Genomic DNA, 14091 nt, shown 5'->3' on the forward strand with positions numbered 1-14091 from the left:
GCGGCCGGGCGCGGGGGAGCCGGCGACCGGCGACGGCGCGGCCGGGGCTCCCCCTCCGGGAGAGCGCGTGCCGGGCCCCGCGCCCCCTGAGGGGCCCACCGGGCGGGCCCGTAGCCGACCGGGGTCTCCTTCGCGTACGGTTGACGGCTGCCCAGCACGTCAGAAGGGGGCCCGGTGGCCGCTCAGGCTCAACAGGAAACCGCGGTCGATCCGGTTCACGACTCCGTTCGCGACCGGGAGATCCGAGTCGAACAGGAACACCTCGACCGGGTGTACCTGCGCCTCGAGGAGAAGATCCACGAGGCCGAGTTCCTCATGCGCGACGCCGCCCGGCGCGGCCAGGTCGGCACGCCCGGCGCCCTTGCCGAGCGGGACGCCCAGGTCTTCCGGGCCGGCATCCACCTCAACCGGCTGAACAACGAGTACGAGGACTTCCTCTTCGGCCGGATCGACCTGCTGCTCGGCAAGGACGGCAAGAAGGGCCCCGACGGCGCGTACACCGCCGTCGAGCCCGCCGAGGGCGCCGTACGCCCCGACAACACCGCCGACATCGCCGAGACCCTGCACATCGGCCGCATCGGCGTCCTGGACGAGGACTACGCCCCGCTGGTCATCGACTGGCGGGCGCCGGCCGCCGCACCCTTCTACCGGTCCACCCCGGTCGACCCCGGCCGGGTCGTGCGGCGCCGCGTCATCCGCTCCAAGGGCCGCCGGGTCCAGAGCGTCGAGGACGACCTGATGCGCCCCGAGCTGACGGCGTCCCTGGACGGCCGCGAGCTGCCCGTGATCGGCGACGGCGCCCTGATGGCCGCGCTCGGCCAGGCCCGTACGCACACCATGCGGGACATCGTGGCGTCCATCCAGGCCGAGCAGGACCTGGTGATCCGCGCCCCCGCCGCCTCCGTGACCTACGTGGAGGGCGGCCCCGGCACCGGCAAGACCGCCGTCGCCCTGCACCGCGCGGCCTACCTCCTCTACCAGGACCGGCGCCGGTACGCGGGCGGCATCCTCATCGTCTCGCCCACCCCGCTGCTCGTCGCCTACACCGAGGGCGTGCTGCCCTCGCTCGGCGAGGAGGGCCAGGTCGCCATCCGCGCCATCGGCTCGCTGGTCGACGGTGCCGAGGCCACGCTGTACGACTCCCCGTCGGTGGCCCGCGCCAAGGGCTCGTACCGCATGCTGAAGGTGCTGCGGAAGGCCGCGCGCGGAGCGCTGGAGCGACCCGACGCACCGCAGCGGCTGCGGGTCGTCGCCTTCGGCCGCCGGCTGGAGCTGGAGGCGGAGGAACTGGCCGGCATCCGCCGCACCGCCCTCGGCGGCACCGCCCCGGTCAACCTGCTGCGCCCCCGCGCCCGCAAGCTGCTCCTGGACGCCCTGTGGGAGCGCTCCGGCGCCGGGAACCGGCACACCGACCCGCAGCTCGCCGCCGAGCTGCGCTCCTCCTTCGACGAGGACGTCACCACCGAGGACGACTTCATCGCCTTCCTCGACGCCTGGTGGCCCGAGCTGACCCCGGCGGTCGTCCTGGACGCCATGGCGGACGAGCGGCGCCTCGGCCGCTGGGCCCGGCGGATCCTCAACCCGGGCGAGGTCCGCAAGGTCGCCCGCGCGCTGAAGCGCGGCGGCCGCTCCGTGCACGACATCGCGATGCTCGACGAGCTCCAGGCGATCCTCGGTGCCCCGGCCCGCCCCCGCAGGAAGCGCGAGCTCGACCCGCTGGACCAGCTCACCGGCCTGGAGGAGCTGATGCCGGTGCGCGAGGAGACGCAGCGGGAGCGGGCCGAGCGGCTCGCCCAGGAGCGCGTCGAGTACGCGCACGTCATCGTCGACGAGGCGCAGGACCTCACCCCGATGCAGTGGCGCATGGTCGGCCGCCGCGGCCGGCACGCCACCTGGACGGTCGTGGGCGACCCGGCCCAGTCCTCCTGGTCCGACCCCGACGAGGCCGCCCAGGCCCGCGACGAGGCCCTCGGCACCCGCCCGCGCCGCCGCTTCGAGCTCACGGTGAACTACCGCAACCCCGCCGAGATCGCCGAGCTGGCGTCGAAGGTGCTCGCCCTCGCCATGCCGGGGTCGCGGTCGCCGAGGGCGGTGCGCTCCACCGGCGTCGAGCCGCGCTTCTCCGTCGCGGAGGGGCCGCTGGGCGAGACCGTGCGCGCGGAGGCGGCCCGGCTGCTGGAGCGCGTGGACGGCACCGTCGGCGTGGTCGTCGCCATGCAGCGCCGCGAGGAGGCCCGCCGCTGGCTCGACGGGCTCGGCGACCGCGTGGTGGCGCTCGGCAGCCTGGAGGCCAAGGGCCTGGAGTACGACGCGACGATCGTCGTCTCCCCCGCGGAGATCGCCGACGAGTCCCCGGCCGGCCTGCGGGTCCTGTACGTCGCCCTGACCCGGGCCACGCAGCAGCTCACGGTGGTCTCGGCGGACCGCGACGAGCCGGACGCGGCCGGGGTGCCGGATCTGCTGAGGGAGTGAGGGAGCCGGGAAGCGAGGGGCTGAGGGGCGCCCGGAAAAAACGGGTTGCGCCACGGGAATGGCCTCACCGGATCCGTTTGTTAGCCTTGGTGTGGCACCGGCCCGATCCAAGCCCCCGGGCCCAACCTTAGTCGCTTCGAGCGACCACTTGCCGCGAGGCGAGCATGGCGGGTCGGTGTCACTCAAGCAGTCGAGAGGTCCACGTCACGGTTTGTGACGTGGACCTCTTTTCTTGTCCGGGAGCCTCTCGTATGGTGGAAAAGATTTTCCGTCAGACGGCACGAGCCGATGAACAAAACGTCCGCAATCCGGGGCGGCTACCGCGTACTCAGGGGTAGGTGCGACGATCGGACGGCACGTTTAGCGACACGGTAAAAGCAGAGGAAGTCGGCCATGGCAACGGCGCCCAGCGTCTCCTACTCGATGACGATCCGGCTGGAGGTGCCCGCGAGCGGAACCGCCGTATCGCAGCTCACCACGGCCGTGGAGTCCTCCGGAGGCTCGGTGACCGGCCTCGACGTCACCGCGTCCGGCCACGAGAAGCTCCGTATCGACGTCACCATCGCGGCTTCCTCCACCTCGCACGCCGACGAGATCGTCGAGCAGCTGCGGGGCATCGAGGGCGTCACCCTGGGCAAGGTCTCCGACCGTACGTTCCTGATGCACCTCGGCGGCAAGATCGAGATGGCGTCGAAGCACCCCATCCGCAACCGTGACGACCTGTCCATGGTCTACACGCCCGGTGTGGCCCGCGTGTGCATGGCGATCGCGGAGAACCCCGAGGACGCCCGCCGTCTGACCATCAAGCGCAATTCCGTTGCGGTCGTGACGGACGGCTCCGCGGTGCTGGGCCTGGGCAACATCGGCCCGAAGGCCGCGCTGCCGGTGATGGAGGGCAAGGCGGCCCTGTTCAAGCGGTTCGCCGGCATCGACGCCTGGCCGATCTGCCTGGACACCCAGGACACCGACGCGATCGTCGAGATCGTCAAGGCCATCGCCCCCGGCTTCGCCGGCATCAACCTGGAGGACATCTCCGCCCCCCGCTGCTTCGAGATCGAGGCGCGGCTGCGCGAGGCCCTGGACATCCCCGTCTTCCACGACGACCAGCACGGCACCGCGATCGTCGTCCTCGCGGCCCTGACCAACGCCCTGCGGGTCACCGGCAAGGCCATCGACGGCATCCGCGTCGTGATGTCCGGCGCCGGTGCCGCCGGCACGGCCATCCTGAAGCTGCTGCTCGCCGCCGGGGTGAAGAACGCCGTGGTGGCCGACATCCACGGCGTCGTGCACGCCGGCCGCGCCGACCTGGTCGACGCCGCCCCCGGCTCCGCGCTGCGCTGGATCGCCGACAACACCAACCCCGAGAACCTCACCGGCACCCTGAAGGAGGCCGTGCGCGGCGCGGACGTCTTCATCGGCGTCTCCGCCCCGAACGTCCTCGACGGCACGGACGTGTCCGCGATGGCCGAGGGCGCGATCGTGTTCGCGCTCGCGAACCCCGACCCCGAGGTGGACCCGGCAATCGCCCGCCAGACGGCGGCCGTTGTGGCCACCGGCCGCTCCGACTTCCCCAACCAGATCAACAACGTGCTGGTCTTCCCGGGCGTCTTCCGCGGCCTGCTGGACGCCCAGTCCCGCACCGTCAACACCGAGATGATGCTGGCCGCCGCCAAGGCCCTCGCCGACGTGGTGACCGAGGACGAGCTCAACCCGAACTACATCATCCCCAGCGTCTTCAACGACAAGGTCGCGGGCGCCGTCGCGGGCGCGGTCCGCGACGCGGCGAAGGCGGCGGGGGCCTCGGCCTCCTAGGGAAACCTGGCACCGAGGGGGTTGTGAGGATCACCACGACCGGTTCGAACCGGCGCGTCGGGGCACCCGAAGATCCTGGTGGCCCTCTATGGTGGCGGCCGGGCCGTGGCGCTCTTCGTGTGACTCCCCGGGGTGTTCTCACGACTCCTGCGGGTGCCGGATTGGCATTACCGCCGCAGGTAGAGGCAGGATGCGTCCCTGGGCGCGAGGGTCCGACGAGGGACCCGGGTCCGGGGACCCACCGAGGAACCTGGCAGCATCGGCTTGGCCGTGCCCGACATGCGGCTCCGCCGCGTGGCACGCCTCAACGGCAAGAAGAACACGGGAGTAACAACATGAACCGCAGTGAGCTGGTGGCCGCGCTGGCCGACCGCGCCGAGGTGACCCGCAAGGACGCCGACGCCGTGCTGGCCGCGTTCGCCGAGGTCGTCGGCGACATCGTCTCCAAGGGCGACGAGAAGGTCACCGTCCCCGGCTTCCTGACCTTCGAGCGCACCCACCGGGCCGCGCGCACCGCGCGCAACCCGCAGACCGGTGAGCCGATTCAGATCCCCGCGGGGTACAGCGTGAAGGTGTCGGCGGGCTCGAAGCTCAAGGAAGCCGCCAAGGGCAAGTGACCTTGCCTTCTTGAGAGTGTCGTGGGCAACTGCGGGCCGGCTGTGGCCGGTCGCGCAGTTCCCCGCGCCCCTTCGGGGGCGCCTTCACTCACGCCGATGGGGCGGTCACCCGGATCCGGGTGACCGCCCCATCGGCGTGAGTGAAGGTTCCCGTCAGCCCAGGGCCTTGCCCGGGAGTTCCACCTTCGCGCCCAGCTCCACGAGCTTCTCCATGAAGTTCTCGTAGCCGCGGTTGATCAGGCCGATGCCGTGGACGCGGGAGGTGCCCTGGGCGGCGAGGGCGGCGATGAGGTAGGAGAAGCCGCCGCGCAGGTCGGGGATGACCAGATCCGCGCCCTGGAGCTTCGTCGGGCCCGAGACGACCGCCGAGTGGAGGAAGTTGCGCTGGCCGAAGCGGCAGTCGGAGCCGCCCAGGCACTCGCGGTAGAGCTGGATGTGCGCGCCCATCTGGTTGAGCGCGGAGGTGAAGCCCAGCCGGGACTCGTAGACCGTCTCGTGGACGATGGACAGGCCCGTCGCCTGGGTCAGCGCGACCACCAGCGGCTGCTGCCAGTCCGTCTGGAAGCCCGGGTGCACGTCCGTCTCCAGCGCGATGGACTTCAACTGTCCGCCGGGGTGCCAGAAGCGGATGCCCTCGTCGTCGATCTCGAAGGCGCCGCCGACCTTCCGGAAGGTGTTCAGGAACGTCATCATCGAGCGCTGCTGGGCGCCGCGGACGTAGATGTTGCCCTCGGTCGCCAGCGCCGCGGACGCCCAGGAGGCGGCCTCCAGGCGGTCGGGCAGGGCACGGTGGGTGTAGCCGCCGAGCTTGTCCACACCGGTGATGCGGATGGTCCGGTCGGTGTCCATCGCGATGATGGCGCCCATCTTCTGCAGGACGCAGATCAGGTCCTCGATCTCCGGCTCCACCGCCGCGTTGGACAGCACGGTGACGCCCTCCGCGAGGACCGCCGTCAGCAGCACCTGCTCGGTCGCGCCGACCGAGGGGTAGGGCAGCCGGATCTTGGTGCCGCGCAGCCGCTGCGGGGCCTCCAGGTACTGGCCGTCCGCCCGCTTCTCGATCGTCGCGCCGAACTGCCGCAGCACGTCGAAGTGGAAGTCGATGGGCCGGCCGCCGATGTCGCAGCCGCCCAGCCCCGGGATGAACGCGTGCCCGAGCCGGTGCAGCAGCGGGCCGCAGAACAGGATCGGGATCCGCGAGGACCCGGCGTGGGCATCGATGTCAGCGACGTTGGCGCTCTCCACGTACGTGGGGTCGAGCACCAGTTCGCCGGGCTCCTCGCCCGGACGGACCGTCACGCCGTGCAGCTGCAGCAGACCCCTGACGACCCGGACGTCACGGATGTCGGGGACGTTGCCCAGACGGCTCGGTGCGCTGCCCAGCAGCGCGGCGACCATGGCCTTCGGCACGAGGTTCTTCGCACCGCGGACACGGATCTCGCCCTCCAGCGGGGTCCCGCCGTGGACAAGCAGTACGTCATCGACGTCGTTGACGGTCATGAATCTCGCGTTCCGTGGGGAGTGGGGCAGGGGCCAGAAGGGAAAGGGTAATCGCCCCCGGCCCCCCTTCCGTAAGCCCGAGGAGGGCCCTGGGACGTCATGGGTCTGTCACAACACGAAGGGTTCGCGGCCGGGCACACGGGGTCACCGCCCCCGCCGTGCGCCGGGCGCGCTCCGGTCCGCCCTGAGCTGCATTCACTCCCGTACCCCCGTTGCCTCCCCACGCGGGAGCGAGATGCGGGATCATGTCTGGCATGACCGAGGTGTCCTCGCTCACAGGGCGGCTGCTCGTGGCCACTCCCGCCCTGGCGGACCCGAACTTCGACCGCGCGGTGGTGCTCCTCCTCGACCACGACGAGGAGGGCTCCCTCGGCGTCGTCCTCAACCGCCCGACGCCGGTGGACGTGGGCGACATCCTGGAGGGCTGGGCGGACCTGGCCGGCGAACCGGGTGTCGTCTTCCAGGGCGGTCCGGTGTCGCTGGACTCGGCCCTCGGGGTCGCCGTCGTCCCCGGCGGTACGGCCGGGGAGGCCGCGCCGCTGGGCTGGCGCCGGGTGCACGGCGCGATCGGGCTGGTCGACCTGGAGGCCCCGCCGGAGCTGCTCGCCTCCGTCCTCGGCTCGCTGCGCATCTTCGCCGGGTACGCCGGCTGGGGTCCCGGCCAGCTCGAGGACGAGCTGGTGGACGGCGCCTGGTACGTCGTGGAGTCGGAACCCGGGGACGTCTCCTCCCCGTCCCCGGAGCGGCTCTGGCGCGAGGTGCTGCGCCGCCAGCGCAACGAGCTGGCGATGGTGGCCACCTATCCGGACGACCCTTCGCTCAACTGATGCGTGCGGGCTTCAGTACCCTTGGCAGTTATGAGCACTCTTGAGCCCGAGCGCGGGACTGGTACGGGGACCCTCGTCGAGCCGACGCCGCAGACCTCCCACGGCGACGGTGACCACGAGCGCTTCGCCCACTACGTCCAGAAGGACAAGATCATGGCGAGCGCCCTCGACGGGACTCCCGTCGTGGCGCTGTGCGGCAAGGTGTGGGTGCCCGGCCGCGACCCGAAGAAGTACCCGGTGTGTCCCATGTGCAAGGAGATCTACGAGTCCATGGGCGCCGGCGGCGACGACAAGGGCAAGGGCGACAAGTAGTCCGTCCCCTCCCCTCCGTCGGTCCGGTCCTCACAGGCCCCCGGGGTGCGCTTTGCGTGCCCTGGGGGCCTTTGTGCTGTCCGCGCGTTGCGCAGGGTGCGTCCGCCGGTCACAGAGTGGTTGAGACCTCTTGTGGCGCGGTTCACCCAGTCCCTAGCCTCCGGTGTGTTGTGCACAGCGAAACCGCCATTGCGTATGTTGCAACGTGCTCGGAGGAGCAACTCCATGAAGCTGTCCGCCCGCCTGGTCGCCGTCGCGGCCGTCCTCGCCACCGCCGCCTGCGCGCCCCAGACCTCCGGCAACTCCTCCTCCGACAAGGACGAGAAGACCGGCACCCTCCGCGTCTGGCTCTTCCAGGAGGTCAACAACGAGCCCAAGGAACAGGTCGTCGACTCCGTCCTCGCCGAGTTCGAGAAGGCACACGAGGACACCGACGTCACCGTCGAGTACATCCCCGTCGAGACCCGCGCCCAGCGCATCAAGGCCGCCTTCAACGACCCGAAGTCCGCGCCCGACCTCATCGAGTACGGCAACACCGACACCGCCGGCTACGTGAAGGACGGCGGACTCGCCGACATCACCGAGGAGTTCGGGGCCTGGGACGAGGCCAAGGACACCGACCCGACCGCCGGACAGTCGGTCACCGTCGACGGCAAGGTCTACGGGGCCCCGTACTTCGTCGGCGTCCGCGCGCTCTACTACCGCACCGACGTCTTCGACGAACTCGGCCTCGACGTCCCGAAGACCCAGGCCGAGCTGGTCTCCACCGCGAAGCGGATCCGCGCCGCCAGGCCCGACATGTACGGCATCGCGGTCGGCGGCGCCTACACCTACGGCGCGATGCCCTTCCTCTGGGCCCACGGCGGCGAACTCGCCACCGGCAAGGAGGGCTCGTACGCCTCCGCCATCGACAGCGCCGAATCCCGGAAGGGCATCGAGGCGTACACCTCCCTCTTCGGCGACGACAACTGCCCGGCCGCCAAGTGCGCCGGCATGGGCGGCAACGACACGGTGACCGCCTTCGCCTCGGGCAAGGCGGCCATGGCGATCGGCGGCGACTTCAGCCACGCGGCCGTCGAGGCCGGGAAGGTCAAGGGCAAGTACGCCGTCGTGCCGCTGCCGGGCGTCGAGGCCGGGTCCATCGCCCCCGCGTTCGCCGGGGGGAACAACCTCGGCGTGCTGAAGTCCACGTCGCACCGGACCCTCGCCGTCGACCTGATGAAGCGGCTCGCCTCGAAGGAGGCACAGGGCGCGCTCTTCGAGGGCATGGGGTTCCTGCCCACCTTCTCCGACGTGCGGGAGCAGGTGGCCGCGAAGGAGCCCTTCGTGAAGCCGTTCGTCGAGACGCTGGCGGCCGACACGAAGTTCGTGCCGGCTTCGGCGGCGTGGGCGCGGATCGATTCGTCGTCGGTGCTGCCGACGATGTTCCAGGAGGTCGTGAGTGGTAAGAAGAGTGTGGCCGCGGCCTCGGCGGACGCGGCGAAGAAGATGAACGAGGCGTTCGGATCCGTCGGATGACGGTGCCCACGACCTCGGAGGCCGTGAAGCGCGGGCGGGTGCGGGTGGTCCGCGGTCCCTCGCGCCCACGCGGCGGCGGCCGCGGATCCGGTACGGCCCCGCGTTCCCGTCAGGGGCGTTCCGGCGCACCCTGGTTGTATCTGGCACCGGCGCTGGTCGTGCTCGGCGGGCTGCTCGCCTACCCGATCTACCAGCTCGGGCTGATCTCGCTCTTCCACTACACCCAGGCCCAGGTCAGCGGTGGGGAACCGACCACCTTCGAGGGGTTCGGGAACTACGCGGAGCTCTTCGGCGACGAGCAGTTCTGGCAGGTGCTGCTGGCCACCGTGGTGTTCGCGGCGGCCTGTGTGGTGTGCACGCTGGCCGTGGGGTGTGCGCTCGCCGTGCTGCTCACCCGCGTGCGGGCCGTGCCGCGGCTGGCGCTGATGCTGGCCGCGCTCGGCGCGTGGGCGACCCCGGCGATCACCGGGTCCACGGTGTGGCTGTTCCTCTTCGACGCCGACTTCGGGCCGGTCAACCGGGTGCTGGGGCTCGGCGACCACTCGTGGACGTACGGACGGTTCAGCGCCTTCTTCCTCGTCCTGCTCGAAGTGGTCTGGTGCTCCTTCCCGTTCGTGATGGTGACGGTCTACGCCGGGATCCGCGCCGTACCGTCCGAGGTGCTGGAGGCCGCCTCCCTGGACGGGGCCTCGCAGTGGCGGATCTGGCGCTCGGTGCTCGCGCCGATGCTCCGGCCGATCCTGGTCGTCGTCACCATCCAGTCGGTCATCTGGGACTTCAAGGTCTTCACCCAGATCTACGTCATGACGAACGGCGGGGGCATCGCCGGCCAGAACCTGGTCCTGAACGTCTACGCCTACCAGCAGGCGTTCGCGTCCTCGCAGTACAGCCTCGGCGCGGCGATCGGCGTGGTGATGCTGCTGATCCTGCTCGGCGTGACGCTGGTGTACCTGCGGCTGCTGCGCCGCCAGGGGGAGGAACTGTGAGCCTTGTGAGCCGGGACGGAAAACCCCGGGTGAATCCTGTGCGCCGGTTCGTACGGCGTCCGGGGCGGCTGGCGGCCGAGTCGGCGGCGCTGCTGATCGCCGCCGTGGTGGCCTTCCCGCTGTACTGGATGGTGCTGAGCGCCTTCAAACCGGCCGGGGAGATCGAGTCGACCGAGCCGCGGCCCTGGACGCTCGCGCCCACGCTGGACTCGTTCCGGCGGGTGTTCGGGCAGCAGGAATTCGGCCGGTACTTCCTCAACAGCGTCGTCGTCGCTCTCGCCGTGGTGATCGCCTCCGCGCTGATCGCCTTTCTCGCCGCGACCGCCGTGACACGATTCCGGTTCCGGCTGCGGACCACCTTGCTGATCATGTTTCTGGTGGCCCAGATGGTGCCCGTGGAGGCGCTGACCATCCCGTTGTTCTTCGTCATGCGGGACTTCGGACAGTTGAACACGCTGTGGTCGCTGATCCTGCCGCACATCGCGTTCTCCCTGCCCTTCGCGATCTGGATGCTGCGGGGGTTCGTGAAGGCCGTTCCGGAAGCGCTGGAGGAGGCCGCCTACATCGACGGGGCGAGCCGCGCCCGCTTTCTCTGGCAGATCCTTTTCCCGCTCGTCCTGCCGGGCCTGGTGGCCACCAGCGTGTTTTCGTTCATCTCCACCTGGAACGACTTCCTGTTCGCCAAGTCCTTCATCATCAGCGACATCTCGCAGTCGACCCTGCCGATGGCGCTGCTGGTCTTCTACAAACCCGACGAGCCGGACTGGGGCGGGGTCATGGCGGCGTCCACGGTGATGACGATTCCGGTACTGGTCTTCTTCGTACTCGTACAGCGGCGCCTGGTCTCCGGACTGGGCGGCGCGGTAAAGGACTGATGTGACTTCACTGACGGAACTGATTCCCGCGCCGCTGAGCGTGAGCACGTGGGGCGAGCGGGTCTTCGTCCTCGACGAGGACACGACGCTGACGGCGGGACCGGGGGTGGGCAGTGCCGAACGCTGGCTGCGCACGACCCTGCAGGCGGCCACCGGCCTGCCGCTGAGGGAGGGCGAACCCGGCCCGCCCGGACGGGCCGCGGAGAACGCCATCGAGCTGCGGCACGACCACCACCTCCCGCCCGAGGCCTACCGCATCACCATCCGTGACGACCGCGCGCTGATCGTGAGCGGTGACCCGGCCGGCGCCTTCGCGGGCGCGCAGACGCTCCGGCAACTGCTCGGCCCCGACGCGTTCCGGCGGGCGCCCCTCAAAGGCGCCGCCTGGGAACTGCCGGAAGCCGAGATCCAGGACCGGCCCCGCTTCCGCTGGCGCGGACTCATGCTCGACGTGGCCCGGCACTTCATGCCCAAGGAAGGCGTGCTGCGCTATCTCGACCTGATGGCGGCGCACAAACTCAACGTCCTCCACTTCCACCTGACGGACGACCAGGGCTGGCGCATCGAGATCCAGCGGTATCCGAAGCTCACCGAGATCGGCTCCTGGCGCGCCCGGACGAAAATCGGACACCGCGCGTCACCGCTGTGGGACGACAGGCCGCACGGCGGTCACTACACCCGGGACGACATCCGCGAGATCGTCGCCTACGCCGCCGAGCGGCATATCAGCGTCGTCCCGGAAATCGACGTACCCGGCCACTCGCAGGCCGCCATCGCCGCGTATCCGGAACTCGGCAACTCCGATGTCGTCGACACCGCCTCCCTGACCGTCTGGGACACCTGGGGGATCAATCCGAACGTACTCGCCCCCACCGACAACACCCTGCGGTTCTACGAAGGGGTGCTCGAGGAAGTCCTGGAACTGTTCCCCGCGGACGCCGGCCCCTTCTCGCCGTTCGTGCACATCGGCGGCGACGAATGCCTCAAGGACCAGTGGCGCGAGTCGGACGCCGCGCAGAAACAGATCGGCAACCTCGGACTGCCGGACGAGGACGCGCTCCAGTCCTGGTTCATCGGGCACTTCGACGAGTGGCTCACCGCGCGGGGGCGGCGGCTGATCGGCTGGGACGAGATCCTGGAGGGCGGCCTGGCCCCCGGCGCCGCGGTGTCGTCCTGGCGCGGCTACTCCGGCGGGGTCGCCGCCGCCCGCGCGGGGCACGACGTGGTCATGTGCCCCCAGCAGTACGTGTACCTGGACTACCGTCAGGACGCGGGCCCCGACGAGCCGGTGCCGATCGGGTACGTGCGCACCCTGGAGGACGTCTACCGGTTCGAGCCCGTGCCGCCGGAGCTGACCGGCGAGGAGGCCGCGCGGGTGCTGGGCACCCAGGCCAACGTGTGGACCGAGGTGATGGAGGACCAGGGGCGGGTCGACTACCAGACGTTCCCCCGGCTCGCCGCGCTCTCCGAGGTCGCCTGGAGCGACCTGCCCGCCCCCGCGGACCGGGACTTCGCCGGCTTCGAGCGGCGGATGACCGCCCACTACCGGCGCCTGGACGCCCTCGGGGTCGCCTACCGGCCGCCCACCGGACCGCTGCCCTGGCAGCGGCGTCCGGGGGTCCTGGGGCGCCCGCTCGACGGCCCGCCGCCGGTCGGGTAGCCCGCCCGTTCCGGGTTCCCGGCGCGGTGCGGCCCGCCCGGCGCCGGGGACCCGAACGGGGTGTGCGCACCTGTTCGGACCGTGCCGAACAGGTCATGCGAAACGGGTGGAAAAGTCACCGAAGAGTGCCGATCCGAAGCGCATCGGTGATGTGGGGCGAAACCGACCACGTCCGGGGTGAGGTGGGCGAATGCCTCCTAGCGGACCCCCGTCCTCGGCACCTGCCAAGATGTGCCAGAGTTGCCACGTCCGCCCTGTCAGGCCGTACCGTACGGCAGCACAGGTGGGACCAGGTGGGGCAGCGGGAAGGGGCAGCCGGACTTGAGCACGCACGCACCGCAGGCGGCGCAGGCCGTGACGCTGCCCACGACACTCGACGAGGCCGTGGCGGCCCTCACGGCGATGCCCGCCGCCGTGCCCGTCGCGGGCGGCACCGACCTGATGGCCGCCGTCAACTCCGGGCAGCTCAGGCCCGCCGCGCTGGTCGGCCTCGGCAAGATCAGCGAGATCCGCGGCTGGCAGTACCTGGACGGACACGCGCTGCTCGGCGCCGGTCTCACCCACGCGCGCATGGGACGCCCCGACTTCGCCGCCCTCATCCCGGCGCTCGCCGCCTCCGCGCGCGCGGCCGGACCGCCGCACATCCGCAACGCGGGCACCCTGGGCGGCAACATCGCCTCCACCGCCCCCACCGGGGACGCGCTGCCGGTGCTGGCCGCGCTGGAGGCGACGCTGATCATCGCGGGTCCGGGCGGGGCCCGCCGGGAACTCCCGGTGTCGCACCTGCTGGCCGGGATGGACCTGTTGCGCCCCGGCGAACTCATCGGCTACGTGCGCGTGCCGCTGCTGCACGCCCCCCAGGTCTTCCTGAAGGCGACCGGCCGCACCGGCCCCGGCCGCGCGGTCGCCTCCGTCGCCCTGGTGCTCGACCCGGCCCGCCGCGGGGTGCGCTGCGCGGTGGGCGCCATAGCTCCGATGCCGCTGCGGCCCCTGCAGGCCGAGCAGTGGGTCGCGCAGCTCATCGACTGGGACAACAACCGCGCGATCGTGCCCGAGGCACTGAACGCGTTCGGGGAGTACGTCGCCGCGGCCTGCATCCCCGACGCCGCCCCCGGCGAGGACGGCACCGTCCCACCGCTTCCGCCCGCGGTACTGCACCTGCGGCGCACCGTCGCCGCGCTGGCCCGACGAGCACTGGGGAGGGCGCTGTCGTGACCGACGACCAGCACGGACAGGGCACGCCCCCGGGCGGCAGCCGCTGGGACCCGCTGCCCCAGGGCGACTACGACGACGGCGCCACGGCCTTCGTGAACCTCCCCGAGGGCGGCATCGACGCCCTGCTGGACGCCATGGAGAGCCCGCTCGCCGCGCCCGGCCACGGCTACGTGCCGCCGCAGATCGCGGTCGACCCGGCGATCACCGCGGGCACCGACCCGGCCGCCACCGGCTCCTGGGGGGTGCCCGGCGCGCCCGTCGACGGCGCCCAGTGGCACGACCCGCAGGCTTCCGGCG

At 71.3% G+C, this 14091-nt stretch carries 11 protein-coding genes and 1 pseudogene; 11 read left to right on the forward strand and 1 reads right to left on the reverse strand.

What is annotated here, in order from left to right:
* Nucleotides 1-174 precede the first annotated feature (174 nt).
* From B7767_RS04890 to B7767_RS04900, 3 genes are all read left to right on the forward strand, one after another.
* Nucleotides 175-2472, forward strand: a complete 2298-nt coding sequence (locus tag B7767_RS04890) for a UvrD-helicase domain-containing protein (RefSeq protein WP_085571030.1) — start codon at nt 175-177, stop codon at nt 2470-2472.
* A 393-nt stretch (nt 2473-2865) separates the two neighbouring features.
* A complete protein-coding gene (locus tag B7767_RS04895) occupies nt 2866-4284 on the forward strand; it encodes an NAD-dependent malic enzyme (protein WP_085571031.1) in 1419 nt (472 codons plus the stop codon).
* Between the two features lie 335 nt (nt 4285-4619).
* The gene (locus tag B7767_RS04900) at nt 4620-4901 is read left to right on the forward strand and encodes an HU family DNA-binding protein (protein WP_004987462.1); all 282 of its coding nucleotides are present in this window, start codon (nt 4620-4622) and stop codon (nt 4899-4901) included.
* Nucleotides 4902-5054: 153 nt separating this feature from the next.
* Here the strand turns inward: B7767_RS04900 and murA are convergent, their stop codons facing one another.
* Nucleotides 5055-6401 (reverse strand): UDP-N-acetylglucosamine 1-carboxyvinyltransferase, encoded by a 1347-nt coding sequence (murA, locus tag B7767_RS04905; protein WP_085571032.1) that lies wholly within the window; start codon nt 6399-6401, stop codon nt 5055-5057.
* Between the two features lie 254 nt (nt 6402-6655).
* Here murA and B7767_RS04910 point away from each other — a divergent pair, with 254 nt between their 5' ends.
* From B7767_RS04910 to B7767_RS04945, 8 genes and pseudogenes are all read left to right on the forward strand, one after another.
* A complete protein-coding gene (locus B7767_RS04910; protein ID WP_073931594.1) occupies nt 6656-7228 on the forward strand; it encodes a YqgE/AlgH family protein in 573 nt (190 codons plus the stop codon).
* Between the two features lie 30 nt (nt 7229-7258).
* The gene (locus B7767_RS04915) at nt 7259-7540 is read left to right on the forward strand and encodes a DUF3039 domain-containing protein (protein ID WP_073931595.1); all 282 of its coding nucleotides are present in this window, start codon (nt 7259-7261) and stop codon (nt 7538-7540) included.
* 225 nt (nt 7541-7765) lie between these two features.
* The gene (locus B7767_RS04920) at nt 7766-9058 is read left to right on the forward strand and encodes an extracellular solute-binding protein (RefSeq protein ID WP_085571033.1); all 1293 of its coding nucleotides are present in this window, start codon (nt 7766-7768) and stop codon (nt 9056-9058) included.
* Nucleotides 9055-10044: a carbohydrate ABC transporter permease gene (locus B7767_RS04925; RefSeq protein ID WP_107485801.1), complete on the forward strand. Its 990-nt coding sequence runs from the start codon at nt 9055-9057 to the stop codon at nt 10042-10044. The genes B7767_RS04920 and B7767_RS04925 overlap by 4 nt, the downstream gene beginning before the upstream one ends.
* A 29-nt stretch (nt 10045-10073) precedes the next feature.
* A complete protein-coding gene (locus B7767_RS04930; protein WP_085571034.1) occupies nt 10074-10919 on the forward strand; it encodes a carbohydrate ABC transporter permease in 846 nt (281 codons plus the stop codon).
* A gap of 1 nt (nt 10920) precedes the next feature.
* Nucleotides 10921-12579 (forward strand): beta-N-acetylhexosaminidase, encoded by a 1659-nt coding sequence (locus B7767_RS04935; protein WP_373408193.1) that lies wholly within the window; start codon nt 10921-10923, stop codon nt 12577-12579.
* Between the two features lie 321 nt (nt 12580-12900).
* Nucleotides 12901-13794 carry a xanthine dehydrogenase family protein subunit M gene (locus B7767_RS04940; protein ID WP_085571035.1) on the forward strand — a complete coding sequence of 298 codons (894 nt, stop codon included), beginning with the start codon at nt 12901-12903 and terminating at the stop codon, nt 13792-13794.
* Nucleotides 13791-14091, forward strand: a pseudogene (locus B7767_RS04945) (hypothetical protein); the annotation flags it as partial. The gene B7767_RS04940 and the pseudogene B7767_RS04945, both read left to right, overlap by 4 nt.

Origin of the sequence: Streptomyces sp. 13-12-16 (assembly GCF_002114215.1) — a bacterium.
GTDB lineage: Bacteria > Actinomycetota > Actinomycetes > Streptomycetales > Streptomycetaceae > Streptomyces.

What these genes read in the sequence shown, in the direction of transcription:
- B7767_RS04925 (WP_107485801.1), top strand. Translation starts at nt 9,055, where the DNA reads ATGACGGTGCCCACGACCTCGGAGGCCGTGAAGCGCGGGCGGGTGCGG.
- B7767_RS04895 (WP_085571031.1), top strand. Translation starts at nt 2,866, where the DNA reads ATGGCAACGGCGCCCAGCGTCTCCTACTCGATGACGATCCGGCTGGAG.
- B7767_RS04910 (WP_073931594.1), top strand. Translation starts at nt 6,656, where the DNA reads ATGACCGAGGTGTCCTCGCTCACAGGGCGGCTGCTCGTGGCCACTCCC.
- B7767_RS04900 (WP_004987462.1), top strand. Translation starts at nt 4,620, where the DNA reads ATGAACCGCAGTGAGCTGGTGGCCGCGCTGGCCGACCGCGCCGAGGTG.
- B7767_RS04920 (WP_085571033.1), top strand. Translation starts at nt 7,766, where the DNA reads ATGAAGCTGTCCGCCCGCCTGGTCGCCGTCGCGGCCGTCCTCGCCACC.
- B7767_RS04915 (WP_073931595.1), top strand. Translation starts at nt 7,259, where the DNA reads ATGAGCACTCTTGAGCCCGAGCGCGGGACTGGTACGGGGACCCTCGTC.
- murA (WP_085571032.1), bottom strand. Translation starts at nt 6,401, where the DNA reads ATGACCGTCAACGACGTCGATGACGTACTGCTTGTCCACGGCGGGACC.